The organism is Vandammella animalimorsus, assembly GCF_002285285.1.
Classification (GTDB): domain Bacteria; phylum Pseudomonadota; class Gammaproteobacteria; order Burkholderiales; family Burkholderiaceae_C; genus Lampropedia; species Lampropedia animalimorsus.
This window is the reverse complement of record NZ_NSJF01000008.1, coordinates 35666-61534: the sequence shown is the minus strand read 5'-3', so window position 1 is coordinate 61534 and position 25869 is coordinate 35666. Positions and strand designations below refer to the sequence as shown.

The 25869-nt window shown below is 66.2% G+C and carries 20 protein-coding genes; 15 read left to right on the top strand and 5 right to left on the bottom strand.

What is annotated here, in order from left to right:
* The 8 genes from CK620_RS12810 (at nt 1) to nrdE (ending at nt 7346) form a co-directional block, all read left to right on the top strand.
* A complete protein-coding gene (locus CK620_RS12810; protein ID WP_143326103.1) occupies nt 1-540 on the top strand; it encodes a hypothetical protein in 540 nt (179 codons plus the stop codon).
* A gap of 42 nt (nt 541-582) precedes the next feature.
* The gene (locus tag CK620_RS12805; protein ID WP_095550633.1) at nt 583-1002 is read left to right on the top strand and encodes a glycerate kinase; all 420 of its coding nucleotides are present in this window, start codon (nt 583-585) and stop codon (nt 1000-1002) included.
* Nucleotides 1003-1195: 193 nt separating this feature from the next.
* Entirely contained in the window at nt 1196-2047 is an 852-nt protein-coding gene (locus tag CK620_RS12800) for a glycosyltransferase family 2 protein (RefSeq protein WP_095550632.1), read from the top strand.
* Nucleotides 2025-3341: an O-antigen ligase family protein gene (locus tag CK620_RS12795; RefSeq protein WP_095550631.1), complete on the top strand. Its 1317-nt coding sequence runs from the start codon at nt 2025-2027 to the stop codon at nt 3339-3341. The genes CK620_RS12800 and CK620_RS12795 overlap by 23 nt, the downstream gene beginning before the upstream one ends.
* A gap of 49 nt (nt 3342-3390) precedes the next feature.
* A complete protein-coding gene (locus CK620_RS12790; RefSeq protein ID WP_095539917.1) occupies nt 3391-3762 on the top strand; it encodes a dihydroneopterin aldolase in 372 nt (123 codons plus the stop codon).
* A 470-nt stretch (nt 3763-4232) separates the two neighbouring features.
* On the top strand, nt 4233-4463 hold the full coding sequence (gene nrdH, locus CK620_RS12785; RefSeq protein ID WP_095543123.1) for a glutaredoxin-like protein NrdH: 231 nt from the start codon (nt 4233-4235) through the stop codon (nt 4461-4463).
* Between the two features lie 89 nt (nt 4464-4552).
* Nucleotides 4553-4999, top strand: coding sequence for a class Ib ribonucleoside-diphosphate reductase assembly flavoprotein NrdI (gene nrdI / locus CK620_RS12780; protein ID WP_095550630.1), 447 nt, complete (start codon nt 4553-4555; stop codon nt 4997-4999).
* Between the two features lie 100 nt (nt 5000-5099).
* Nucleotides 5100-7346, top strand: a complete 2247-nt coding sequence (gene nrdE, locus CK620_RS12775; RefSeq protein ID WP_095550664.1) for a class 1b ribonucleoside-diphosphate reductase subunit alpha — start codon at nt 5100-5102, stop codon at nt 7344-7346.
* Nucleotides 7347-7466: 120 nt separating this feature from the next.
* Here nrdE and ahpF read toward each other — a convergent pair whose 3' ends face one another.
* Together ahpF and ahpC are read right to left on the bottom strand one after the other, a co-directional pair.
* Nucleotides 7467-9020: an alkyl hydroperoxide reductase subunit F gene (gene ahpF / locus CK620_RS12770; RefSeq protein ID WP_095550629.1), complete on the bottom strand. Its 1554-nt coding sequence runs from the start codon at nt 9018-9020 to the stop codon at nt 7467-7469.
* A 144-nt stretch (nt 9021-9164) separates the two neighbouring features.
* A complete protein-coding gene (gene ahpC, locus CK620_RS12765) occupies nt 9165-9728 on the bottom strand; it encodes an alkyl hydroperoxide reductase subunit C (RefSeq protein WP_095550628.1) in 564 nt (187 codons plus the stop codon).
* Nucleotides 9729-9902: 174 nt separating this feature from the next.
* Here ahpC and bacA point away from each other — a divergent pair, with 174 nt between their 5' ends.
* The 6 genes from bacA to CK620_RS12735 all read left to right on the top strand — a co-directional run bounded on the left by bacA (nt 9903) and on the right by CK620_RS12735 (nt 20639).
* A complete protein-coding gene (bacA, locus tag CK620_RS12760) occupies nt 9903-10535 on the top strand; it encodes a biofilm formation regulator BacA (RefSeq protein ID WP_095550627.1) in 633 nt (210 codons plus the stop codon).
* A gap of 47 nt (nt 10536-10582) precedes the next feature.
* Nucleotides 10583-11308, top strand: coding sequence for a PspA/IM30 family protein (locus CK620_RS12755; protein WP_095550626.1), 726 nt, complete (start codon nt 10583-10585; stop codon nt 11306-11308).
* Between the two features lie 140 nt (nt 11309-11448).
* Nucleotides 11449-12099 (top strand): OB-fold-containig protein, encoded by a 651-nt coding sequence (locus CK620_RS12750; RefSeq protein ID WP_095550625.1) that lies wholly within the window; start codon nt 11449-11451, stop codon nt 12097-12099.
* Nucleotides 12100-12156: 57 nt separating this feature from the next.
* Nucleotides 12157-14250, top strand: a complete 2094-nt coding sequence (locus tag CK620_RS12745; RefSeq protein ID WP_238946132.1) for a flotillin family protein — start codon at nt 12157-12159, stop codon at nt 14248-14250.
* An 11-nt stretch (nt 14251-14261) separates the two neighbouring features.
* Nucleotides 14262-14915 (top strand): pilin, encoded by a 654-nt coding sequence (locus CK620_RS12740; protein ID WP_095550624.1) that lies wholly within the window; start codon nt 14262-14264, stop codon nt 14913-14915.
* Between the two features lie 108 nt (nt 14916-15023).
* Nucleotides 15024-20639: a DNA repair ATPase gene (locus CK620_RS12735; RefSeq protein ID WP_095550623.1), complete on the top strand. Its 5616-nt coding sequence runs from the start codon at nt 15024-15026 to the stop codon at nt 20637-20639.
* A gap of 57 nt (nt 20640-20696) precedes the next feature.
* On the opposite strand, the gene CK620_RS12730 is transcribed toward CK620_RS12735, so the two are convergent.
* Together CK620_RS12730 and CK620_RS12725 are read right to left on the bottom strand one after the other, a co-directional pair.
* Nucleotides 20697-21203 carry a DUF2478 domain-containing protein gene (locus tag CK620_RS12730; RefSeq protein ID WP_238946139.1) on the bottom strand — a complete coding sequence of 169 codons (507 nt, stop codon included), beginning with the start codon at nt 21201-21203 and terminating at the stop codon, nt 20697-20699.
* A gap of 193 nt (nt 21204-21396) precedes the next feature.
* Complete coding sequence (locus tag CK620_RS12725) at nt 21397-22014, bottom strand: helix-turn-helix domain-containing protein (protein ID WP_238944962.1); 618 nt, start codon at nt 22012-22014, stop codon at nt 21397-21399.
* A gap of 60 nt (nt 22015-22074) precedes the next feature.
* Between CK620_RS12725 and CK620_RS12720 the strand changes: the two genes are divergently transcribed.
* Complete coding sequence (locus tag CK620_RS12720; protein WP_095550620.1) at nt 22075-23520, top strand: L-lactate permease; 1446 nt, start codon at nt 22075-22077, stop codon at nt 23518-23520.
* 127 nt (nt 23521-23647) lie between these two features.
* On the opposite strand, the gene CK620_RS12715 is transcribed toward CK620_RS12720, so the two are convergent.
* Entirely contained in the window at nt 23648-25615 is a 1968-nt protein-coding gene (locus tag CK620_RS12715; RefSeq protein ID WP_095550619.1) for a TonB-dependent receptor domain-containing protein, read from the bottom strand.
* Between the last annotated feature and the right edge of the window lie 254 nt (nt 25616-25869).

Sequence of the window (25869 nt, the reverse complement as noted above, 5' to 3'; positions counted from 1 at the left end):
ATGCCTGGCCCGACGCCATGCCCGGTGTCATGCCCTCCAGCATCAGCCCCCAGCGCTGCGGCCGAGGCCAGCGCGCAACGCTACCAATGGGCCGTGCTGGCGGCCGTGCTGCGCCAAGGCCGACTGATCGATGGCTGCAGCAACGCCTTGGCTGGGCTGGCGCTGCTGGTGCTGGCGGCTCTGGCAACCACCGCTTGGCCCTGGCCCAGCCAGCTTGGTCTGTGGGCGGCGCTGGGCCTGGCCATCAGCCTGCTGGCCGCATTGGCACAAAAGCTCACCGCCGCGCGCACGGCCATCGACGCGCAGCTGCTAGGCTGGCTGGCCTGCCACGCCAGTGATGCGCAGCAGGCGGCCAGCCAGCTCGATGCGGCCCTGCAGGCCCTGGGGCTGCAGCCAGGCCGCAATGCAACGCCGCCGCGCCCCTGGCCGCAACGCCAACGCGCCTGCCTGCGGCTGCTGCGCCGGCAAGCCGGCTGGCTGCTGCTGCAGGCTGCAACCCTGGCCCTGGCCCTGGCGCTGCTGGTGCTGGTGCGCACTTGATGGCGGCAGGCCAATGAGCAGCCGCCGATACAATCGCGCCCCATGCAAGCGACACTGAAACTGCTGCTGTGGCTGAGCGCCGCAGTGGCTTTGCTCATGGCCGGATTTGTCTTTCGCGGCTGGCCCGGCTTCATGCTGGCGCTGGGCGCGGTGGTGTTCTTCGTGCTGCTGCACCTGAGCCGGGTGCTGCGCGTGCTGCGCGCGGCGGCCAGCTCGCCCAAGGGTTTTGTCTCCAGCGCCGTGATGCTCAACAGCCGCTTGCAGGCCGGCATGACGCTGCTGCAGGTCGTGCAGCACACCCGCGCGCTGGGCGAGCCGCAAGGCCCGCTGGGCCAGGCCGAGGAGGTCTACCGCTGGCAAGACCCGGGCGGAGCTTGGCTGGATTGCCGCTTTCGTGCGGGCCGTCTGGCGAGCTGGCAACTGAGCCGCCCCAGCGATGCCGCTGGGCACACTACGCCATGAACATGGCTGCAAGCGCACGGCGCCCCCAGAAAAAGTGCTGCGCAGGATGGGCTGCGCCCTGGCGGCGCGCCGATAATGGCGGGTTTTTGACGATGGCTGCGCCCGCACTGCCGCCCCGCTGGCGGATTTTGCCCTGCGCGCCCAGCCTTGCCCGCACCGCTTTTCGTTAGCCCCTCGCCTTGCCTGCCCCACCATGGACCGCGAGCTGCCACACTCCCATACCGCCCCCCTGGCCCTTGGCCGGGCACCCGCAGGTGCCCAGCGGCCCCGGCTGACCATCGCGGTACTGGCCTGCAATGAAGAGCGGCACATTGGCCAATGCCTGCAAAGTGCCGCCTTTGCCGACGAGGTGGTGGTGGTGGACGCTGGCAGCACCGACAGGACGGTGGAAATCGCCCGCAGCATGGGCGCGGCCGTGCATGTGCATGCGGACTGGCACGGCTTTGCCGTGCAGCGCAACCGCCTGCTGGACCACGCCAGCGGCGATTTCGTCTTCTTCCTCGATGCCGACGAGGTGATCTCGCCAGCCTTCCAGAAGGAGCTGCTGGCCATCGTCGCGCAGGACGACCGGCAGGCCGTCTGGTGCATCCGCTGGCAGTTGGTGGCATTCGGCCGGGTGCTGCCGCGCACCATGTCGCGCACCCGGGTCGTGCGCCTGTTCCCACGGCAATTGATCGAGCGCTTCGAGGGGGTGGTGCACGAGGAGGCCCTGCTGCGCACGCCCGCGCCGCGCAAGGACATCCAGGCCCTGCTGGTGCACTACACCAACCCCGACGTCAGCACCTCCATGTCCAAGGTGATGCAGTACGCCATGCTGGGCGCGGCCAAGCGCAAGACCCAGGGCAAGCGCGGCGGCGTGCTGCGCGGCCTGGCCGCAGCGCTGGTGGCCTTTGTGCGCTACTACCTGCTGCGCCTGGGCCTGCTGGGCGGCGGTGCGGGCTTCCTCTACTGCTTCTTCAAGGCGCTGGAGAGCTTTTTGCGCTATGCAGCGCTGCGCTACGACTACGAGCGCCTCAGTGACGATGTCCAGCGCCGCCACCATTGAAGCCAGTCCATGCGCGCCGCAGGGGCGCTGGGAGCGCGCCACCAGCGTGGCGGCTTTCCTGGTGCCAGCGCTGGCGCTGTGGCTGCCCTCGGGCTATTCCTGGGGGGCGCTGCTGCTGCTGCTGCTGGCGCTGGCCAATCTGCACCACTGGCCCAGAACGCTGCCACGCCTGAGCGCTGGCAGTTGGCTGCTGGCGGCCACCATCCTGGCCATGGGGCTGATGTGGGCCATCCAGGCCGATGCCCAGGCCGGCTCGGCGCGCTGGGACCGGTTCAGCAAATACGCCCTGGCCCTGCCCTGCCTGGGCTATGCGCTGGCCCACCCGCCCAGCGCCCAGGCGCTGGAAAAAGGCCTGCTGGCCGGCTGCCTGGGGGCCGGCGGCATCGCGCTGTGGCAGGTCTACGGCCTGGGCATGGCCAGGGCCGCCGGCCACACCAATGCCATCCAGTTTGGCAACCTGGCGCTGCTGCTGGCGGTGCTGGCCGGCATCGTGCTGGCCTGCCATTACCAACGGCTGCGGCCGGGCATGCGGCTGGGGCTGGTGCTGGCCATTGGCGCAGCATTCGGCGCTTCTGTGCTCTCGCTCACGCGCGGCGGTTGGCTGGCCCTGCTGCTGTTGCCGCTGTTGGCCTGGCCAGTGCTGCGCCTGCCTGGGCGCCAGCCAGCCCGCGCCAGCCGAACAGTTTGGCTGGCTCGTCCATGGGCGGCCCTGCTGCTGGTATTGCTGGTGCCGCTGGCCGTCAGCCTGCCACAGGTCGTGCAGCGCCTGCAGCTGATGGGCACGGAGGTGGCTGCCTATCAGGCCCAGGGCGATGCCAGTACATCCATCGGGCACCGCCTGGAGCACTGGCGCCTGGCCTGGCACATGGGCCAGCAAAAGCCCTGGCTGGGCTGGGGCGATGCCGGCTACAAGCAGGAAAAGCTGCGCTTGGCGCAGGCTGGCCAATTCGACATCAACACCACTTACTTCGACCACGCCCACAACGAGGTGCTGGATTTGTTCTCCAAGCGCGGGCTGCTGGGCGTGGCGTTGCTGCTGGCGTTCTACGGCGTGCCACTGGCCTTGTTCTGGCCCAGCCGCCGGCGCCAGGCAGCACTGCTGGCCGCAGCGCCGCCGCCATGGCAGCAGGCACAATGGTGGGCGCTGCGCCTGATGGGCTCGGCCATCGTCCTGATGTACATCGGCTTTGGCTGGACGCAGGTGTTCTTCGCGCACAACAGCGGCACCATGTTCTACCTGTTCATGCTCATACTGTGCTGGGCCGCGCTGTGCCGCTTGGAGCGGCGCGCATGATTCTGCGCTGGCCACCTCGTCTTCCTTTTCGCTGCTCTGCGTCACTGCCATGCACCACACCAAAGGCGCCCAGACCCTGACCCTGACCGGCCTGCGCTTTGATGCCAATCTGGGCATTCTGGCGCACGAACGCAATGCCCCACAGCCCATCCAGGTCGATGCAGAGCTGCATCAGGGCACGCAGCCGCTGCTGCCCGCTGACGACGACATCCACAGCGTGCTGGATTACCGCAAGGTGCGCCAGATCATCATCGACGAATGCACGGCCGAGCACGTCAACCTGCTGGAGACGCTGATCGGCAAGGTCTCGCACCGGCTGATGCAGCTGCCCGGCGTCATCGGCGTGCGCGTGCGCATCGCCAAGCTGGCCATCTTCGACGACTGCGAGGTGGCCATCCGCATGGAAACCGGCCAGTGGTAGCGCCCAGCGCGGGCGCTGACCGCCAGGCACCGGATGCAACCAATTGCAACAAGACCCCTTGGGGCGGCTGCATCCCATGTCCCGGCAGGGCGCGTGTGACGCGGCTTTGGCCTTTTCAACCCTTGCCAGCACAGGCCCTGCGCCCCGATGAGGCCGTGCAGGCCGCGCCCAGCCAGCATCTTGCAAAAAATCAACAAATCGCCAAAAAACACTAGATGTAGTGTTTTCTTTCGGGAGCAGCACTACATCTAGTGGCCGGGGTGTGGGCTATGGTAGCATCGCCCGGTTTGCATCGGCGGCCCAGCGGCACCACGCCACCGGCCCCGGCAAGGGCCACTGCAAAGGTCAGCGGCCATGCAATCACGAGGGAGGACACCCGCGCACGGCCCGGCATGGGGAAACCGCTGCCGAGACCCAGGGCCGCCCCTTCCGCACGCCATCATCGTCTGATCTCAAAGAAGGAGCCCCCCATGCAGGTCACGGTCTACAGCACGCCCTCATGCGTCCAGTGCACCGCCACCTACCGCGCCCTCGATCGTCAGGGCATTGCCTATGAAGTCGTCGACCTGTCCCAGGACAGCGAGGCCATGGCGATGGTGAAAAACCTGGGCTATACCCAGGCGCCAGTGGTGATCGCCAACGACATGCACTGGAGTGGCTTTCGCCCCGACAAGATCGCCAGTCTGACGGCCACGGCTTGAGAGAGCCTGTTCAAAATCTCGGCGCTGCTGCGCCAGCCTTGCGCCCCGGCCTGCACTCCTGGCCGCCATGACCGCATTGCCGTTGCTGCATGATCGTTTACTTCTCCAGCGTTTCAGAGAACACGCACCGCTTCGTCGAGAAGCTGGCATTGCCCGCGCAGCGCATTCCCTTGAAGGTGGCGCAGGCCGAGCAGTTCCAGGCCAGCGGACCCTATGTGCTGGTCGTGCCCACTTACGGCGGCGGCAGCCTCAAGGGGGCCGTACCCAAGCCCGTCATTGCGTTTTTGAACCAGCCTGAGAACCGCCGCCTGCTGCGCGGCGTGATCGCTGCAGGCAATACCAATTTCGGCACGGCCTACGGGCTGGCCGGGGCGGTGGTGGCGCAAAAATGCCAGGTGCCGCTGCTCTACAAGTTCGAGCTGCTGGGCACCAGCGACGATGTGCAGCGCGTGCGCCAGGGCATCAGTGCCTTTTTGCAGCAGGCGGCCCAGCCGTCTGAACCTGAGCCCGCGCCTGAACCAGCCTCGCACCCGTAGCCCAGCGGCCATGCGCTCTGAGGCCGCGCTGGGCGCATCACCCGCCGATCTTTTCTTTTTTGTTGATTCCTGTTTGACCCTCTTTCCCGCCGAGCCCGCCATGTCAGCCACCTCTACCGAGACCGCCTACGCCCCAGCCCCCAAGACACAGGCCTCCGCCGCCCAGCCGCCCCAGCCCAAGGTGCCGCTGCAGGCTACGCCAGTGCACAAGGCGCCGGCGGCCACCAAGGAAGAGCTGGAGCTGGACTACCACGCGCTCAACGCCATGCTCAACCTGTTCGGGCCCAATGGGGAAATCCAGTTGGACAAGGACCGGCTGGCCGCGCGGCAGTACTTCTTGCAGCACGTGAACCAGAACACGGTGTTTTTCCACAACCTGAAGGAAAAGCTCGATTACCTGGTGGAGAAAGGCTATTACGAGGGCCAGGTGCTGGCGCAGTACGACTTTGCCTTTTTGCAAAAGCTCTGGGATGCGGCCTATGCGCACAAATTCCGCTTCCCAACCTTTCTGGGCGCCTTCAAGTACTACACCAGCTACACGCTGAAAACCTTTGACGGCAAACGCTATCTGGAGCGCTACGAAGACCGCGTGTGCATGGTGGCGCTGACGCTGGCGCGCGGCGACGAGGCCATGGCCATGGAGCTGATGCACGAGATCATCAGCGGACGCTTTCAGCCGGCCACGCCGACCTTCCTCAACTGCGGCAAGCGCCAGCGCGGCGAGCTGGTCTCGTGCTTTTTGCTGCGCATCGAGGACAACATGGAGTCCATCGGCCGCTCCATCAACTCGGCGCTGCAACTGTCCAAGCGCGGCGGCGGCGTGGCCTTTTGCCTGAGCAACATCCGCGAGGCGGGCGCGCCCATCAAGCACATCGAGAACCAGTCCTCGGGTGTGATCCCGATCATGAAGCTGCTGGAAGACGCCTTTTCCTACGCCAACCAACTGGGCGCGCGCCAGGGCGCGGGGGCGGTGTACCTCAACGCCCACCACCCGGACATCCTGCGCTTTCTGGACACCAAGCGCGAGAACGCCGACGAGAAAATCCGCATCAAGACCTTGTCGCTGGGCGTGGTCATCCCCGACATCACCTTCGAGCTGGCCAAGAACAACGAGGACATGTATTTGTTCTCGCCCTACGACATCGAGCGCGTCTATGGCCAGCCCATGGCCGACATTTCCGTCACCGAGAAATACCGCGAGATGGTGGACGACCCGCGCATCCGCAAGAAGAAGATCAACGCGCGCGAGTTCTTCCAGACCCTGGCCGAGATCCAGTTCGAATCGGGCTACCCCTACATCATGTTCGAGGACACGGTCAACCGCGCCAACCCCATCAAGGGGCGCGTCAACATGAGCAACCTGTGCTCGGAGATCCTGCAGGTCAACGAGCCTTCGCACTACGTGGACGACCTGGGTTACGAGAGCATTGGCAAGGACATCTCCTGCAACCTGGGCAGCCTGAACATCGCCAAGACCATGGATTCGCCCGACTTCGCCAAGACGGTGGAGATGGCCATCCGCGCGCTGACGGCCGTCTCCGACATGAGCGACATCCGCTGCGTGCCCTCCATCGCCAAGGGCAATGACGACTCGCACGCCATCGGCCTGGGGCAGATGAACCTGCACGGCTACCTGGCGCGCGAAAAAATCTTCTACGGCAGTGAAGAAGGCATCGACTTCACCGACATCTACTTCTACACCATCACCTACCACGCGCTGCGCGCCTCCAACCAACTGGCCATCGAGACCGGCAAGACCTTCAAGGGCTTCAAGGACTCCAAGTACGCCAGCGGCGAGTATTTCGACAAATACATCTTCCAGAAGTGGGAGCCCAAGACCGCCCGCGTGCGCCAACTGTTCGAGCAGGCCGGCATCGCCATCCCCACGCAGGAGGACTGGAAAGCCCTCAAGGCCAGCATCCAACAGCACGGCATCTACAACCAGAACCTGCAGGCCATCCCGCCCACCGGCTCGATCTCCTACATCAACAACTCCACCAGCAGCATCCATCCCATCGTCGCCAAGATCGAGATCCGCAAGGAAGGCAAGGTCGGCCGCGTGTACTACCCCGCGCCCTACCTGGCGCAGGACAACCTGCAGTACTACCAGGATGCCTACGAAATCGGCCCGGAGAAAATCATCGACACCTACGCCGCCGCCACGCGCCACGTGGACCAGGGCCTGTCGCTGACGCTGTTCTTCCGCGACACCGCCACCACGCGCGATGTGAACAAGGCGCAGATCTACGCCTGGCGCAAGGGCATCAAGACCATTTACTACATCCGCCTGCGCCAGATGGCGCTGGAGGGCACGGAGGTCGAAGGCTGCGTCTCCTGCACGCTGTAAGAACCTGTTCACGCCCTAAGCGATTTGGGCTCTGAACATAAAAAAACGCCAGCGGCTGTACATGCCGCTGGCGCTTTTTGCATGGCGCCCTGGCCCGCACCGGGCCAGGGCGTGGGTCGATCACGAGCGGATCAGATGGTCAAAGGCGCTCAATGCGGCCTTGGCGCCATCCCCTGCGGCGATGACGATTTGCTTGTAGGGCACGGTGGTGCAATCGCCTGCGGCGAACACCCCAGGGATGCTGGTGCGGCCATGGGCGTCGACGACGATCTCACCCATGGGCGAGAGCTCCAGCGTACCCTTGAGCCAGTCGGTATTGGGCAGCAGCCCGATCTGCACGAAGATACCCTCCAGCGCCAGCGTGCTTTCGGCGCCTGTCTCGCGATTCTTGTACGCCAAAGCGTTGACCTTGCCGCCCTGGCCCTGCACCTGCGTGGTCTGGGCGTTGAGCAGCACCTCGACATTGGGCAGCGAGCGCAGCTTCTTCTGCAGCACGTCGTCGGCGCGCAGCTGAGGGGCGAACTCCAGCAAAGTGACGTGCTCGACAATGCCGGCCAGGTCGATGGCGGCCTCAACGCCAGAGTTGCCGCCGCCGATGACGGCAATGCGCTTGCCCTTGAACAGCGGGCCGTCGCAGTGCGGGCAGAAGGTCACGCCCTTGGTGCGGTACTCCTCCTCACCGGGCACGCCCATGGCGCGCCAGCGCGCGCCGGTGGAGAGGATGACGGTCTTGGCCTGCAAGCGCGCGCCGCTTTCGAACTGCACCTCGATCAACCCGCCCGGCGCGCTGGGCGGCACCAGCTTGCTGGCAGTTTGCAGGTTCATGATGTCCACGTCGTAGTCCTTGACGTGCGCCTCCAGCGCCGCCGCGAACTGCGGGCCTTCGGTCTTGCGCACGGAGATGTAGTTCTCGATGTCCATGGTGTCGAGCACCTGGCCACCAAAGCGCTGGGCCGCAATGCCGGTGCGGATGCCCTTGCGCGCGGCATACACGCCGGCGGCCGCGCCAGCGGGGCCGCCGCCGACGATGAGCACGTCAAACGGCTCCTTGCTGCTGATTTCCTGCGCGGCCTTTTCTGCGGCGCTGTCGTCAATGCGCGCCACGATTTCGGCCAACGCCATGCGCCCCTGGCCGAAGTGCTGGCCATTGAGGAACACCGTGGGCACGCCCATGATTTGCTTGTCTTCGATCTCCTGCTGGTAGAGCGCCCCGTCGATGGCCGTGTGCGTGATGTTGGGGTTGAGCACCGCCATCAGGTTCAGCGCCTGGATCACGTCCGGGCAGTTGTGGCAGGTGATCGAGTAATAGGTCTCGAAGTGAAAGCGGCCGTTGATGTCGCGGATTTGCTGCTGCAGCTGCTCGGGCTCTTTCGAGGGGTGGCCGCCGACCTGCAGCAGCGCCAGCACCAGCGAGGTGAACTCATGCCCCAGCGGCACGCCGGCAAAGCGCAAGCCGCTGTCCACACCGGGGTTGGTGATCAGGAACGAAGGCACGCGCGCATCGCTGCCATCGGTGCGCAGGCTGATCTTGTCGCTTTGCTCGGCAATCTGCTCCAGCAGCGCGCGCATGTCGCGCCCACCCTGGCTGTCGTCGAGCGTGGCCACCAGCTCCACGGGCCGGGTCAGGCGCTCCAGATAGGCTTTCAACTGGGTTTTGAGTGCGTCGTCCAACATGGTTCATTTCCTCCTGATCAACGGTTCTTGTATGAGAAATTGGGCAAAAAAAAGCCCGAGCACCCGCACGAGGTCTCGGGGCTTGACGGTGGCCGGGCCTGGCCGATGGGGGCCAGGGCGCCGGCGCGCAGCGCGAGCAGGCGCTTAGATCTTGCCGACCAGATCCAGCGAAGGGGCCAGAGTCTTGTCGCCTTCCTTCCACTTGGCCGGGCAGACTTCGCCCGGGTGGGCGGCCACGTACTGGGCGGCCTTGATCTTGCGCAGCAGGTCTTCGGCGTCGCGGCCAATGCCTTCGGCGGTGATTTCCACCGCCTGGATCACGCCCTGCGGATCGACGATGAAGGTGGCACGGTCGGCCAAGCCCTGGCCTTCGCGCAGCACATCAAAGTTGTTGGCCAGTTGGAAGGTCTGGTCGCCCACCATGTAGTAGTTGATCTTGCCGATGGTGTCGGACGTATCGTGCCAGGCCTTGTGCGTGAAATGCGTGTCGGTCGAGACGGAGAACACTTCGACGCCGAGCTTTTGCAGCTCTTCGTACTTGTCGGCCACGTCACCCAGCTCAGTGGGGCAGACGAAAGTGAAGTCAGCGGGGTAGAAGAAAAACACTGCCCACTTGCCCAGCACGTCCTTCTCGGTGATGTCGACGAACTGGCCATTGCGGTAGGCGGTGGCCTTGAAAGGCTTGATGGGGGTGTTGACCTTTGCCATGGAAATACCTCTTACGTTTGCAGGTGAACAATGATGGGTCGAAGTGTACGGCCTGCAACGCAATAGATCAAATTGAGCAAATTCATTTCTTGGATAGAAAAAATAAATCAAACACCCTCCAAATCCGGCACAAACTCGATTGACTTCACATGTAAAGACAATAAAATCCATCACATGGAAAGAAAGTCGTCGGCCTACTACCAGCGCTTGCATCGCCAGCGCCTGCGCGAGAAAGGCTTGGTCAAGAAGGAGCTGTGGGTTCTGCCCGAATACGCGCAAGACCTGCTGGCATTGGAAAAACAGATGCGCCTGCCACGCGGCGCGCAGACAAGCATCAAGGAGGGCATCATGAACACGGCAACACCCTGGACCATCCACGCCTTGCACCAGTCCATGCTGGACAGCGACTGGGCCGCCAGCGGCAATGCCACGCTGGAGCTGCTCGAAGGCGCAGAGGCCAGCATCCTGATCACCATGCACGATTACGGCCAGCTGCCGCTGTTTCTGGCAGTTGCTGGCGGGCAGATCGTGATTGAGGCCTACCTGTGGCCAATCGAGCACATCGCAGATCGCGCTGCCTTCAACGAGCAGGTGCTGCGCGCTCAAAAGGTGTTCCCACTGGCCACGGTGGCCATCGAGCGCTTTGCCGACGGCCAAGATGGCTACATCGTCTTTGGCGCGCTCAGCGCCGCCGCCTCGCTGGCCAACGTGCTGTATGAAATCGAAACCCTGGCAGACAACGTCATCCAGATGACCGAGGCCTTCGAGCCGCTGCTGCGCCCGGCCGCGCAACAGGCTGCGGGTTGATGGCCCGCCCCTGTAACCCCTTTTCACTGAGCAAGGAGGAGACCACCATGTCGGTATGGAACAAACTCATCACAGCGCTGCGCGGCGGCGCCCATGAAGCCGGCCAGGCCCTGGTCGATGGCCAGGCGCTGCGCATTCTGGATCAGGAGATCCGCGACGCCGACGCCGACCTGCGCAAGAGCAAGGAGGCGCTGGCCGAGATCATCGCCAAGGAGAAGCTGGCGCGCGGCAAGCTGGAGCAAAGCGCCAAGAAAATCGCTGAATACGAGGGCTATGCCGTCAAGGCGCTCGATGGCAGCGACGAAGCCCTGGCCTTGGAGGTGGCGGGCAAGATCGCCTCGCTGGAGACCGTGCGCGACGAGGAGCAGGCCCAGGCCGAGCAATTCGCCCACAGCGCCAGCCAGCTGCGCCAGGCCATTGCCCAGGCCGAGGCGCACATCCGGCGGCTGAAGCAACAGGCCGACACCGTCAAGGCCACGGAAAACGTGCAGCGCGCCCAGGCCACCGTGGCCGAACGCTACAGCGGCGGGCAGTCGCGCGTGCAAACCGCGCTGGATTCGCTGGAGCGCATCAAGCAAAAACAGGCCGAGCGCGGCGCGCGGCTGCAGGCAGCCGCAGAGCTGGCCCAGGAAAACGCCGAAGACGCTCTCGATGCCCGCCTGCGTCAGGCTGGCATCAGCCCCGACGCGCACAGCGCCAGCAGCGTGCTGGCGCGGCTCAAGGCCCAGCGCGGCGGGCAGCCGGCGGCCAGCCCTGCCAGCCAAAACGATTGAACCAGGCCCTGTCGGGGGCCTTGCCCCCGGCCCTTAGCGCCCAAAGCGCGCGAAAATCCCAGCCTTGTGTCCGCGCCAGCGGCATGGCCGCGCGGTGCGCCCACCAGCCGTCCCACACAGCTCCCGCCCAAGAGGTTCGCATGCACAGCTTTTTGCAGATCGTCACTGGCTTTCCCACCGTGGTTTTCAGCGTTCTGCTGGCCGTGGTCGTGCTGTATTGGCTGGTCGTGGCCCTGGGCCTGCTGGAGACCGAAGTGCTCGACAGCCTGTTCTTCGACGCCGACGGGCTGGACGGCGCCGATGCCGGCGCGCTGGCCGGCCTGCTCTCGCGCCTGGGGCTGGGCGGCGTGCCGCTGACCGTCATCCTCAGCCTCATCGTGCTCTTTGGCTGGCTGGCCAGCTACTTTGCCGTTTTGATTGCGCTGCCGCTGCTGGGCCACCCTGCCGTGCATTTCGCGCTGGGCGCAGCGGTGTTTGCCGCCGCCAGCCTGGCCGCCATTGCGCTGACCAGCCTGGCGCTCAAGCCCGTGCGCGCCCTGCTGCGCAAGATCCCGCAGGAAGAACCCAAAACCTTGCTCGGCCGCGTGGGCGTGGTGCGCAGCGCCAGCGTCAATGCCCAAAGCGGTTATGCCGCCGTGGACGATGGCGGCGCGGGCCTGGTGCTGCAAATCCGCACCCATGGCGATGAGCTGCCGCGCGGCAGCCGCGTGGTGCTGATCGAGCCGCTGCCCGAGCAGCGCGCCTGGCGCGTCGTTTCCGAAGAAGAATTCAACACCGGTGCATCGCAATAAGCCACCCTGCGCCGCCCCCTTTCCTTTCACACACCACACACCCCTGGGAGAACACCGATGAACTTGGCCTGGATCATGCCCCTGCTGCTGGGCATTGGCGTCGTCGTCGTCATCGTCGTCGCCTTGCTGGCGATGTTCAAAGCCTTCTACGTCAAAGTGCCGCAGGGCACGGCGCTGATCATCAACGACATGAGCTCCACGCCCAAGGTCAAATTCACAGGCGGCCTGGTGTATCCGGTGATCCACAAGAAGGAGTTCATGAAGATCTCCCTCATCACGCTGGAGGTGGACCGCCGCGGCAAGGAAGGGCTGATCTGCAAGGACAACATGCGCGCCGACATCACCGTGGCCTTTTACCTGCGCGTCAATGAAACGCCCGAGGATGTGCTCAAGGTCGCCAAGTCCATCGGCGTCGATCGCGCCTCGGACAAAGCCGCCGTCAACGAGCTGTTCAACGCCAAGTTCTCCGAGGCGCTCAAGACCGTGGGCAAGCAAATCGAGTTCGTCAAACTGTTCGAGAACCGCCAGGAGTTCCGCGACCGCATCGTGCAAGTGATCGGCGAAGACCTCAATGGCTACGCGCTCGAAGACGTGGCCATCGACTACCTGGAGCAAACCCCCAAGGCCGCGCTGGACCCCCACAACATCCTGGACGCCGAAGGCATCCGCAAGATCACCGAGCTGACAGCGGCGCAAAACGTGGTGACCAACGAACTCGAGCGCAACGAGGAAATGGCCATCACCAAGAAGAACGTCGAAACCAAGGAGGCCCTGCTGGCGCTGGAGCGCCAACAGGCCGACGCCGAGGCGCGCCAAAAGCGCGAAATCGCCACCATCCAGGCGCGCGAAGAGGCCGAAACCCGCAAGGTGCAGGAAGAAGAGCGCCTCAAGGCCGAGCAGGCCCGCATCGCCACGCAGGAGCAAGTGGACATCCGCGAGGAAAACCGCCTGCGCGAAGTGGAAGTGGCCCAGCAAAACCGCCAGAGGGCCGTGGTCATCGAAGCGGAAAAAGTCACCCGCGCGCGCGATCTGGAAATCGTCTCGCGCGAGCGCGAAGTCGAGCTGCAACGCATCGAGAAGGAAAAAGCCCTGGAAGTGGAAAAAGCCCACATCGCCAACGTCGTGCGCGAGCGCGTGGCGGTGGAGAAAACCGTCGCCCAGGAAGAAGAGCGCATCAAGGAAGTGCGCCAGGTCTCCGAAGCCGACCGCCTCAAGCAAGTGGCCGTGCTGCAAGCCCAGGCCGAAGCCGAAGAGGCCCTGGTCAAGCAGGTGAAAAAAGCCGAGGCCGATGAGGCCGCCTCGCGCCACAAGGCCGTGGAAATCACCGTCGTCGCCCAGGCCGAGCTGGAAGCGGCCACGCAACAGGCCGAGGCCAAGAAGCGCCTGGCCGAAGGCGTGCAGGCCGAGCGCGCCGCCCCCGGCCTGGCCGATGCCCGCGTGCGCGAAGTGGCCGCCGCCGCGCTGGAAAAAGAAGGCCTGGCGCAAGCCAAGGTCACTGCCGAGCAGCTCATGGCCGAGGCCAAGGGCCTGGAAGAAAAAGGCCTGGCCGAAGCGCGCGTGATCGACGCCAGGGCCGATGCCGTCGAAAAGCAGGGCTTGGCCGAAGCCAAGGTGGAAGCCGAAAAGCTCATTGCCATCGCCAAGGGCGAGCAGGAGCAAGGCCTGGCGCGCGCCAAGGTCACCAGCGAAGTGGGCAATGCCGAGGCCGCTGTGCTGCTGGAAAAACTCATGGCCGAAGCCAAGGGCCTGGCCGAGAAATTCGCCACCCTGGGCCAACTGGGCGACACCGCCCGCGCGCACGAGGAGTTCCGCATGCAACTGGAAAAGAGCTTCGAGCAGGCCATTGCCGGCATCGAGGCCAGCAAGCACATCGCGCGCGAGCAGGCCGAGGTGCTGTCCTCGGCGCTGTCCAAGGCCAACATCGACATCGTTGGCGGCGAAGGCGCGTTCTTCGACAAATTCGCCAGCGGCCTGTCCATGGGCAAATTCCTCGAAGGCGCGGCGGGCAAAAGCCCCATCATCCACGACCTGCTGCAAAAGTTCACCGGCGGCGGCGCCCCCTCCGGCGACTTGCTCAAGGCCTTGACCCAGGCACAGCCGGCCACGCCCCCGGCCAGCCAGCCAGGCCGGGCCCCTGGCGCTGACGCCTGAAGGGAGCGGCCATGCCCAGCGAGCCCACACGCCGCCATACGCCACCGGGCGCGGCAGGCCAACGCCCAGAGCGCGCGCAAAGCGCCCCGCCCAAAGCCCGCACGGCACGCCCGCGCCCTGTGCAACGCCCAGCCCAGGCGCGCAGCCTGCCCATCTGGGCCGTGGTGCTCATCGCCGTGGCGACGGCGGCGCTGGCCGTGGCAGTCTATGACTTCACCATCGGCCGGCCCCAGCGCGACATCGCCCGCAACGTGGCGCGCGAGACCGCCGAGCACATGAAGCAAGAGCACCAGCAACGCCTGGAGCAGGCCGTGGCCCAGACCCGCCGCATGGAGCGCCTGCGCCAGGTGGTGGACTCTGCCGGTAGCGTGCGCGTGGCCATCGCCGAATACCTGGCCGTCAACGGCGAGCTGCCCACCGAGCTGCGCCAGCTGAGCATCGATACGGACTACACGCCCAGCAATCTGCTGGCCTCGGTGCAGCTGCGCCCCGGCGGCGTGATCGTGCTGCAGCCCATCGCCGGCATCGATCTGGACGGCCAGGTGCTGCTGATTCCGGACGCCGTGCCCGAGCAGGGCATGATCCGCGGCTGGGACTGCACTTCGGCCGACTTCGACTTCATCGCCACTGCCATCCCCAACTGCCGCTACGTCAAGGCGCGCTGAGCGCCCGAACCAGGCAGCGCGAAGGGCGCAGGCATGGCTTGCGCCTGCGCCGGGCCACCACTGAACCAATACCCGGAATCTGCGCATCCGCCGCAAGGAACACCAGGCATGACCACACAACAACAGCAGCCCCAGCAGGCCGCAGCAGCCAGCGCCGATCACGCCGTGGACCAGGCCGTCGCCAGCGGCGGCGCGTATGAGGTTTTGCGCAATCGCCTGGCCGAGCAGGGCGCCAGCTTGCAGGCGCTGGCGGCGGACTTGAACGCGCAGCGCCTGGCCGAGTTCGGCGCCAGCCAGATGGGCCTGCTGGGCCGCGTGCGGGTGCGCACCGAGCACAACTGCGTGGGGCGCGACATCGTGCAGCTGGGCGAGCTGATGGTGTTTGGCTACAACGTGTTCCTGGGCATCAAGCAGGAGACGCGCGTTGAGGATGTGTTCGCCGTCTATCGCCTGCACGAAGGCGCGGCGGGTTCTGCCGGCGATGGCAGCGAAGGCGGCGCGGGCTACGACGTGGTGCCGGTCGATGCGGCCCAGACCTTTCTGGGCCAGCAGAGCTTTGTGCAGGATTTCCGCGAGCTCTACACCTACTACAAGGGCGCGCGGCTGCTGCAATTGCGCGTCAAGGACGGCAAGCTGCTGGCGGCGTTTCAGATTGGCGAGCGGCTCTCGGACGTGCGGGTGTTCCGCTGGTCGGTCTCGCCCGATGGCCGCCAGGTGCAGTACATCGACAACCGCGGCGAGCGCGACATCGCCCTGCCCGCGCCCTACGATTTCGAATGGACGGCCGCAGGCCGCGCCGACGTGGTGCAGGGCCGCCACCCGCACATCAATGTGCTGGATACGGTATTCATCGACACGCTGGGCGGCGAGCTGACGGTCAAGATCGAGAACAACACCAACGATGGCCTGGGCATCTGGCGCGAGGCCGTGCAGGACGCCACCCAGTCGCTGGACGACGCCAGGCTGGAATACGCCCGCGTGGGCAGCCTGATCCTGCTGAAGGTGCTGCCCTACCGTGAAGAGCAGTGGCGTTATCTGGTCTACAACACGCTGACGCAGAAGGTGCAGCGCATTGATGCCATCGGCCTGGCCTGCATCCAGTTGCCCGAGGACCACGGCATCATCTTCCCCGGTGGCTACTACCTGCAAAACGGCGAGAGCCGCAGCTTCGGCCAGGACATGGGCGGCATGCGCTTCAAGCGCAGCTACCGCTCGCCCAACGGCGAGGACGTGCTCTACGTGTTCTACGAGCCCGAAGGCGGGCGCGTGGCGCTGTTCACCTACAACCTGATCGCGCGCGAGCTGCAAGCGCCGCTGATCGGCCACGGCTACGCGTTGCTGGAGGACGGGCGCATGGTGCTGTTCAGCTCCGAGTCCGACGAGCCCACGCGCATCCACCCGATGCAGATCTGGCGCACGCCATTCGCCACTGAGGAATACGCTGCGCGCCAGCCCGCGCGCCACACGCCGCTGGGGCGCATCGGCAATGCCGAGCTGGTGCGCGGCATCTCCGAGCTGTACAGCCTCACGCGCGAGATCGAGGCCGAGGAGATCTCCAGCGGCCGCTATGGGCGGCTGATCGACACCACGCGCCGCCTGTTCGAGCGCTACCACTGGATGGAGCAGGGGCTGGAGGGCGCACTGCCGAGGCTGCCCCGCGTGCTGCACGAGATCGTCGCCAGCGGCGAGGCGGTGCTGGACGAGTACGAAAAGGTCGAGAGCATCCGCAGCGACACGCAGCGCCAGATGAACGAGGCCGCCACGCGCCAGCGCAGCCTGCTGGGCGAGATCCGCCGCGGCGATTTGCGCCACACGCGCGATTACGTGCAGGCCTTGGCCAGCCTGGGCGCGCAGCGCGGGCGGTTGATGAGCGTGCGCGAGCTGCGCTACGTCGATGCCGCCGCCGTGGATGCCCTGCAGGCCGAGCTGGACGTCGCCCATGCCGAGACGGCCCAGCGCACGGCCGAGTTCCTCGCCAGCGACGAGGCCCTGGCCCCCTACACCGAAGGGCTCAAACAGCTGGACGAGCAAGTCGCCAAGGCCCAGACCACACCCCAGCTGCAAGAGCCGCTTACGGCCATGCAGGCCATGTCGGCCGAGCTGGACACGCTCTCCGAGCTGATGGCCGTGCTGCGCGTGGACGACCCCACGCAGCGCACCCGCATCGTGCAGGGCATCTCCGAGATTTACGCCGCGCTCAACCAAAGCCGCGCCCGCGCCGAGCAGAAAAAGCGCGGCATGGGCGCGGCCGAGCAGGTGGCGCAGTTCGGCGCGCAGTTCGCGCTGTTTGGCCAAAGCATCGCCAGCGCCCTGGCCCTGGCCACCGACCCGGAAAAATGCGATGAGCAACTGGCCCGCCTGCTGGTGCAGCTCGAAGAGCTGGAGAGCCAGTACGGCGAGCACGAGCAGTTCCTGACCGACATCATCGCCAAGCGCGAGGAGCTGCTGGAGACTTTCGAAGCCCACAAACAGGCCCTGCTGGACGATCGCCAACGCCGCGCCCAGGGCGTGTTCGACGCTGCGCTGCGCATTCTGGAAGGGCTGCCGCGCCGCACCGAGCGCATGGACGGGCAGGACGCGCTCAACGCCTTCTTCGCCGGCGATGCGCTGATCCTCAAGCTGCGCGAGCTGGCCGAGCGCCTGCGCGCGCTGCACGACCACGTCAAGGCCGACGACATCGAGGCGCGCCTCAAAGGCATCCGCGACCAGGCCCTGCGCGCGCTGCGCGACAAGAGCGATTTGTTCGAAGGCGACGGCAGCGTCATCCGCCTGGGCCGGCACCGCTTTTCCGTCAACACCCAGGCGCTGGATTTGACGCTGATGCCGCGCGGCGACACGCTGCATCTGCACCTGACGGGCACGGACTTCATGGAGCCGCTGCACGCGCCCGAGCTGGCCGCGCTGCGCCCGTTCTGGGACGTCTCGCTCGAATCCGAATCGCCCCAATTGAGCCGCGCTGAATACCTGGCCCTGCAAATGCTGCAAGCAGCGCGCCCAACAGGGGTGGGAGCAGTGGGCACCACAGGCACCGCCAGCCAGGGCGGCGAAGGCGGCAAGCCAGGCGAAGAAGCCAGCGCCGCCGCCCCCAGCCGCGACCAGCTCATGGCCTTGCTGCCCAAGCCCGAGGCGCTGGTGCGCGCCGTGCGCGAATTTGCCGCGCCGCGCTACCGCGAAGGCTATGAGCGCGGCATCCACGATCACGATGCCGCCCTCATCCTGCAAGCGCTGCTGCCGCTGCAGGAGCAGGCCGGCGTGCTGGCGCACGACGCCCGCGCCCGCGCCCTGGCCGTGCTGCTGTGGAGCAGCCTGAGTGCGGGCCTGGATGGCGGCGCGGAGCCGGGCTTCAAACTGGCCGCCCAAGCGCGCCATTGGCCCAGCCGCGCCCAGGGCGCCGCCGCCATGCAGCAACTGCTGGGCAGCGCCCAGGCGCGCACCGCGCTGGAGCAGGAAATGGCCCAGGCCCTGCTGGCCTTTGCGCGCAGCCAGCAGCTTGAAGCCGTGTTTGCGCCGGCCGACCTGGCCGCCCAAGCCAACTTGGGCGATCCGACCCAGCCCAGACCACAGCACAGCAATACCGCCCTGCAATCCCTGGCCGCCCAGGCCGCGACCTATCTGGCCGAGGAGCTGGCCGGCCCTGCCAGCGGCGGCGCAGCCCGGCTGCACTTCTCCAGCCAGGCGGCAGCCTTGCTGCACAGCCTGCAAGAGCGCCTGCAACCCCAGGGCCGCTGGGCCGAGCTGCACGCCACCCTGCACGATGCCGAGCAGCCGCTGGCCGTGCGCTTTGCCCTGGCCGTCCAGTGGCTGAACGCCATCGCCCAGGCCGAGGCCAGCGCATCGGCCCAGAACGCCCAGGCCGCGCTGGACTACGTGCCCGAAGCCGCCGCCCTGGCCCTGCTGCACGAGGGCACGGCGCACGAGGTGCTGCACGTGCCGCTGCGCACCACTGTCACCGGCCTGCTGGGCCAGCACCCGCGCATCCACGATGGCGCGCTGGAGCTGGGCGTGGACGACTTCGCGCGCCGCGCCCACTGGCACACCAACCACTTCGTGCCCGGCCTGCGCCGCTACCAGCAATTGCGCCAGGACATCCTCACCGAGCAGCGCGCGGCCATGCGGCTGGACGAGTTCAAGCCCCGGCCGCTGGCCAGCTTCGTGCGCAACAAGCTCATCAACGACGTGTACCTGAGCGTCATCGGCGACAACCTGGCCAAGCAAATGGGCACCGTGGGCGAGCACAAGCGCACCGACCTGATGGGCCTGCTGATGATGATCTCCCCACCCGGCTACGGCAAAACCACGCTGATGGAATACGTCGCCAGCCGCCTGGGGCTGATCTTCATGAAGATCAACGGCCCGGCGCTGGGCCATGAAGTGCGCAGCATCGACCCCGCCCAGGCGCCCGACGCCACCAGCCGCCAGGAGCTGGAAAAACTCAACCTCGCGCTGGAGATGGGCAACAACGTCATGCTCTACATCGACGACATCCAGCACACCCACCCGGAGTTTTTGCAGCGCTTTATCTCGCTGTCGGACGGCACGCGCCGCATCGAGGGCGTCTGGCGCGGGCGCACCAAGACCTACGACATGCGCGGCAAGAAGTTCTGCATCGTCATGGCCGGCAACCCCTACACCGAATCGGGCGAGGTCTTCAAGATCCCCGACATGCTCGCCAACCGCGCCGACGTCTACAACCTGGGCGACGTGCTCGGCGGCATGGAGGAGACCTTCAAGCTCAGCTACATCGAAAACAGCCTGACCAGCAACCCCACGCTGGCGCCGCTGGCCACGCGCGATCTCAAGGACCTGTACCTGCTCATCGGCAAGGCGCAGGGCCGGGAATTCTCCGCCGGCGACCTCAGCCACGACTACAGCGCCGCCGAGCTGCGCGAGATCGACGCCGTGCTCCAGCGCATGCTGGCTGTGCGCGAAATCGTCTACCGCGTCAACCAGCAATACATCGCCAGCGCCGCCCAGGCCGACGCCAACCGCACCGAGCCGCCCTTCAAGCTGCAAGGCTCCTACCGCAACATGAACAAGCTGGCCGAGAAAATCACCAGCGTCATGAACGAAGCCGAAATGCAGCAACTGCTGGACGACCACTACCTGGGCGAAGCGCAGCTGCTGACCACCGGCGCAGAGGAAAACCTGCTCAAGCTCGCCGAGCTGCGCAGCCACATGAGCCAAGCGCAGCAGGCGCGCTGGCGCGAAATCCAGCTCAACTACCAGCGCACGCAAGCCATGGGCGGCGCCGATGCCGACACCGGCGGGCAAATCGTCGCCCAGCTCATCGACCTGGTGCGCGCCACCCGTGCCCAGGCCGAAGCCAGCGCCAACCAGCCCGCCGCCCCCTGGGCCGAACTGCTGGCCAGCCTGCAACAACTGGCCGCCGCGCAGCCGCCTGCCGCACAGGCTGACGCCGCCAGCCCAAGCCAGGCAGAAAAAGACCTGGCCGAACAAACCAGCCGCCTGCTGGCCGCGCGCGAGCTGGGCCACCTGGTGGCCAGCGCCCTGCAACCCGTGCAAGACCACCTGGCCAACAGCCGCCGCCAGCAGCTGGGCCTGCACCGCGTCATGCTGCAAATCGCCGCCGCCATCCAGGAGCAGCTCGACATCCTCAACGCCAAAGCCGCGCCACGCGACAAGGAGCGCGTGCGCCACACCGAAGTGGTGGACAAGGCCTTCGACAAAATGGTGCGCACCGAACCGCCCAGCCCTGCGCCATGATGGCGTCGGGCCCATTGCCGCTTAGAGCGTGTTATGCAGCGGCCTTGAACGAGGTACTCAGGGCAGGTGTTGCCACCACTGCTCCAAGGCTTGCACGTCGGGCGGAAGCTGCATGCCCATACCACCGCAAAAAGCCTGCCACTCGGGCAAAAAACGCTGATCCACGGCCGTGAGTAATGGAATGCCAGCAGCAGCAGCGGCAGCAATTTCCTGACGCAAGCCGGAGCCTTCGATCTCAATCTTGCCAAAGCGGTTGGCCACGATCAGATCGGGCTGCTCATGCAGGGCGCGACGCAGCACGACGCTGGCTGCAGCCACCCCTGCTGCATCCAGACAGCAGGCTTGCGACCCCTTGCCCAGCACCTGAGAGATCAGATAACGCTGGCCACCTTGCACATCCACCAATTCCATGTGGCGCTGGCAAATGCTGCTGCCATCAGCAGCCGTGTCAGCCTGCACGACGCTGTCCTGAAGCAAGCCACGCACACGGACGCCACGAGCCTGCAAGCGTTGCACAAAGGCTTTGAGCACAGGCTCGGCAATGCCGTGCCCATCGTGCAACACCGCTGCCAAGAGGGCACTAGGTCTAGGTCGTTCAGGTTTTGCTGTCATTGAGAGCCTGTTCAAAGTTTCGGTGCAAGTGGGCACAAAGCAGTTTTTCGAGGCAAAAGCCGCAGATGCAAGGCGAAAACGCGGCAGCTGTGGAGTTTTGACCGAAAACACCGCCGCAAGACTAAATCTCAACAACCCCTAAACCTCAACAGGCCCTGGGCTCAGCCACGATCAGCATGACGCGCGCCGCGCTGCGCCCGGTGTTGCGAAAGCGGTGCGCCACGTCCGCGCGCAACGTGGCGGTGTCGCCCGGGCCCAGGCGAACGGCCTGGCCATCCAGCTCAATCTCCACCGTGCCTGAGACGACATGGAAGGTCTCGCGCGTGCCCGGGCCATGGGGTGCGAAGGTGCCGGTCTGCGCACCCACGGGCAGCGTGTAGGCCACCCATTCCACCCCCGGGGCCGGGCGCGCCAGCGCCTGGCGCTGCACGCCCGTGGCCGGATCAACGTAGCGCACCCCATCGGCCGCGCGGGTGATGTGCTGGCCAGCCGGCCCGCCCTGGCCCAGCAGCTCGGGCAGCTCGCGCCCCAGCGCCTGGGCGATGGCCAGGCCGTAGTTCAGGCTGGTGGCCAGGGCGCCGCGCTCGATGCGCGAGAGCGCGCTGCGCGAGATGCCGGTGGCCTCGGCCAGTTGCTCCAGGGTGATGCCAATCTCCGCGCGGCGCGCGCGCACGGCCGCGCCGAAGGCGGCGTCGTGTCGGCCAGGCCCTGGCTGGGGCTCCTGAGGCTCGTCGGGCAAGGGGGTCATCAGGGTATTTGCCATGTTTTTTAATTTCTTATCGGAAACTAAAATTGCAGATAAGGAATTTCAGGAGTGCATGTCATGTGGTCCCTGGCGGCATTGTTACCCGTTCTGGCGGTGCTGGGCGCCTTATTGCGCGGCTGGCCTTCATTGCGCGCAGCCCTGCTGGGGCTGGCTGTGGCGCTGGCCCTGGCGGCGACCCAGCCCCTGACTGGCGGCAGCCTGCCGGGCACGCCAGCGCTGACATCAGCAGCTTGGCATTGGCTGCCAGTGGTGCTGGAGGTGGCGGGCATCATCGGCGGCGGCCTGGCGCTGAGCCAGCTGCTGCAAGCCAGCGGCGCGCAGGCGGCACTGGCAGGCTGGCTGCGCCAGCGCGCCGGCCAGGGCGTGGGCGCGGCGCTGCTGGTGGTGCATGGGGCGACGCCATTTGCCGAATCGGTCACCGGCTTTGGCATTGGCGTGACGGTGGGTATTCCGCTGCTGCTGCACCTGGGCCTGGCGCCAGCGCGCGCGGCGCTGGTGGGCCTGCTGGGGCTGTGCGCCGTACCCTGGGGCTCGATGGGGCCGGGCACGCTGATTGCTGCACGCATGGCCGAGCTGCCTTTTCAGGCGCTGGGCGAGGCCTCGGCCTGGCTGAGCCTGCCACCCTTTCTGGTGGCGGGCTGGGGCGCGGCCTGGCTGGCCGGGCAACCGGGGCAGCGCGGTCGTGCGCTGGGGCTGGCCACGGCTTCGGCACTGGCGCTGTGGCTGGCTGTATGGGCCTGCAACCGGCTGGCCGGCACGGCGCCAGCGGGGGCGCTGGGGGCCTTGCTGGTGATGCTGCTGCACCTGATGCGCCAACGCGGCGCCTGGCCGCCGCTGCCGCAGGCAGCCTTGCTGGCTCTGCAGGCTTATGCGCTGCTGCTGGGTGGGCTGCTGCTGGCCGCACAGAGCCTGCGCGCCGCAGGGTTGGGCGGCAGCGCCTGGATGGCGCTGGCCTCGCCCGCGCTGTGGCTGTGGCTGGCCACGGCGCTGACGGCCTGGCGCGTGCAGCGCGGCAGCACGCCCCTTCCAGCACTGCAGTGGCGCGGCCTGCAGGCCCGCGTGCTGCACGGCTGGGCCCTGGTGGCTGCGGTGGCGGTGTGCTACATCCTGCTGGGGCTGGTGATGGCGCTTTCGGGCATGGCCGCCCGCCTGGCGCAGGCGTTGGCCGGGCTGGGCCACGGATATGCGCTGGCAGCGCCGTTCGTCGGTGCGCTGGGCGGCTTCGTCACCGGCTCCAATACCGGCGCCAATGCCATGCTGGCCGATACGCAGGCGCGCATCGCGCTGCAAATGGGCCTGCCGCTGCTGCCCTTCATGGCAGCGCACAACGTGAGCGCGGCACTGCTGCTCATGGCCTCCCCGGCGAAGGTGGAGATGGCCGTGCAACTGTGCCCGCCAGAGGCTGCCGGCCAGCGCGCCTGGGTGCAGCGCATGGTGCTGCTGGCGGCGCTGCCCTCGGTATCGGTGCTGGCACTGTTTTGCGTGGCGCTGCTGTGGTGGTGAGCTCTGCTGCCAAGGCCATGAAAAAGCCACGGCAGGGCCGTGGCTGTGGGGGCGGGAGAGCACGCGGGGCGCGGCAGAGGCGATCAAACCTGGCCGCGCACTCGCGCGCTGAACGCAGCGAGAGTGATCAGTAGCGGTAGTTGACGCTCAGGCGGAATTCGCGGCCTGGCTCGGGCAAGGCGTTGTTGCCCGAACGCTGGCTGTGGCTGCGGTAGAGCTTGTCGGCCACGTTGTGCACGGCGAAGTTGACGTGCAGCGTGTCCTTGCCCAGCGGCATCCAGGTGGCGTGCAGGTCGTGCACGCCGTAGCCGCTGCGCGAGACGGGCGTGCCACTGCCACGGGTGGCGTTGATGTAGCTGCCCTTTTGCGCATAGCGACCACGCCAGCCCAGCTCCAGGTTGAAGGGGCGGTAGTGGTAGCTCAGGCCGGTGGTCCACTGGCGGCCCATCGGGATGGCCGTGGCCACCGAATCGTAGGTCGCGCCGTTGAGCTTGGGCTTGCTGTGCGCCACGCCCAGGCGGGCCGTCAGATCGCGCCAGCGGTAGCTGCTGTTGAGCTCGTAGCCGCGGTTGGTCAGTTCGCCGTTGTTGCGCACCAGCCGGTATTCGCAAACCCGCTCCACACAGTTCATGCCGGCAAAGTTCTGCAGATCGCGGATCTTCTGCTGGAAATAGCTGCCGGAAACAGCCAGTCCGCCATCGACCCAGTCAAAACCAATTTCCGAGTTCTGCGAGCGCTCGGCCTTCAGATCGCGGTCGTAGCGCACAGGCGTGCTGGCCAGCAGGGCCTCGTAAAAACGCGGGCTGCGGCTGGCGCGGTTGTGGCTGATGTTGAAGGACAGGGTGTCGGTGGCATCCCAGATCAGGCCGACGCTGGGGTTGACGTTGCCATCCGAATGCTTGGCGCCCTCATTGGACTTGAGGCTGAAGCGGTCATAGCGCAGGCCAGTGGTCAGCGTGATGGGGTGCCAGCTCCAGATGCCTTCGACGTACAGGCCGGTGTCGGTTTTCTCCTGCTTGCCCAGCCCGGCAGCCTGCGAGCGCGTGGAGCCTGCCTGCTGCTGGCGCAGGTTCACACCGTACTTGATGCGGTGCGCGCCCAGGCGGCTGCTCAGGCGCAGGTTGCCGGCATTGGTGTCGATGTTCACCGTCGAGGCCGGCAGACGCTTGCCAGCGCCGCTTTCCTGCTCGGAGCGGATCATCGAGGCATTCAAGTCCAGTGTGTCGATGAAGCCCAGCCGGCTGCCGCGCAGCGCGGCCGTGGTGCTGTCCACCGTGCGGCGGCGGTGTGCAGGATCGTCGTTGGCGGTGTCGAAGAAAAACTCCTCGCGCAGATTGCGCAGACCCGACTCCTGCTCACGGCGGTGGCTCAGCGTCAGGCGCAGGTCGTCACTGAAATTCACCCCGGCCTTGGCCATGAAGCTGCGGCCATCGAGCGCGCTGTTGCCGATTTCACGGCCGCTGCCATCCTTGTAGTTTTGGTCATCGACGCGGTTGCCTACGAACAGGCCATCGAAATTGCCGCTGCGGCCATAGACGGAGAGCCCGCCATTGCGGCCCTTGTTGGTGTTGATACCGCCATTGACGCGAAAGCCCACGCCCTGACCATCGCGCAGCAGATCCAGCGCATCGACCGTGGTGGCCTCAATCTTGCCGCTGGTGGCGCCAATGCCCGAGCTGGCCGAGCCCGTACCCTTCTCGATACCGATGATCTTCACCAGTGCCGGATCCATCATGAAGCGGCCCTGGTGATGGAAGATCTGCGCATCGCTGGAGGCATCATCAACCACGTAGTCGATCTGGTCCTGCCCCATGCCACGGATCGTGACCCACTGCGACGCACCATTGCCACCACCGAACTGCACCGCCACTTGATCGGCCAAGACTTCTTTCAGGTCGGTATCCGTGCTGCGCTCCTGAGCACGCCAATCCTCTACAGGCTCAGCCGTGGGAGCCTGGCCTTGCACCTGCACGGCAGGCAATTCCGCATCTTTCTTCGATGTATCGGCCCGCTGCTGGGCATGGGCAAAACCCGCCAACAAAGCCATCTGCAAAATACTCAGACGAAACAAAGGGGTGCTTTTCAGCGCGGACATAAAACTCCTCAATGAGAAAAAAATCTGCGCCTGCCCAGCATTACGCAAAAGAGCATGCGCGTGGTGCAAAAAAACAACACGGTGCGCAACCATGCCTCCATCCCATGGCGCGGTTTGCCGCAAGCAACACGCCTGCCCGCCCGGCCCAGGCCGCAAAAACGGCGCGGTTAAAACCGCGCCGCGCATCCCGTGCTCAAGCCCCAGTCGGGGCACTGTTGCCGGCCTGTTCGCCAAAAGGCCCTGTCCCCTGCAAG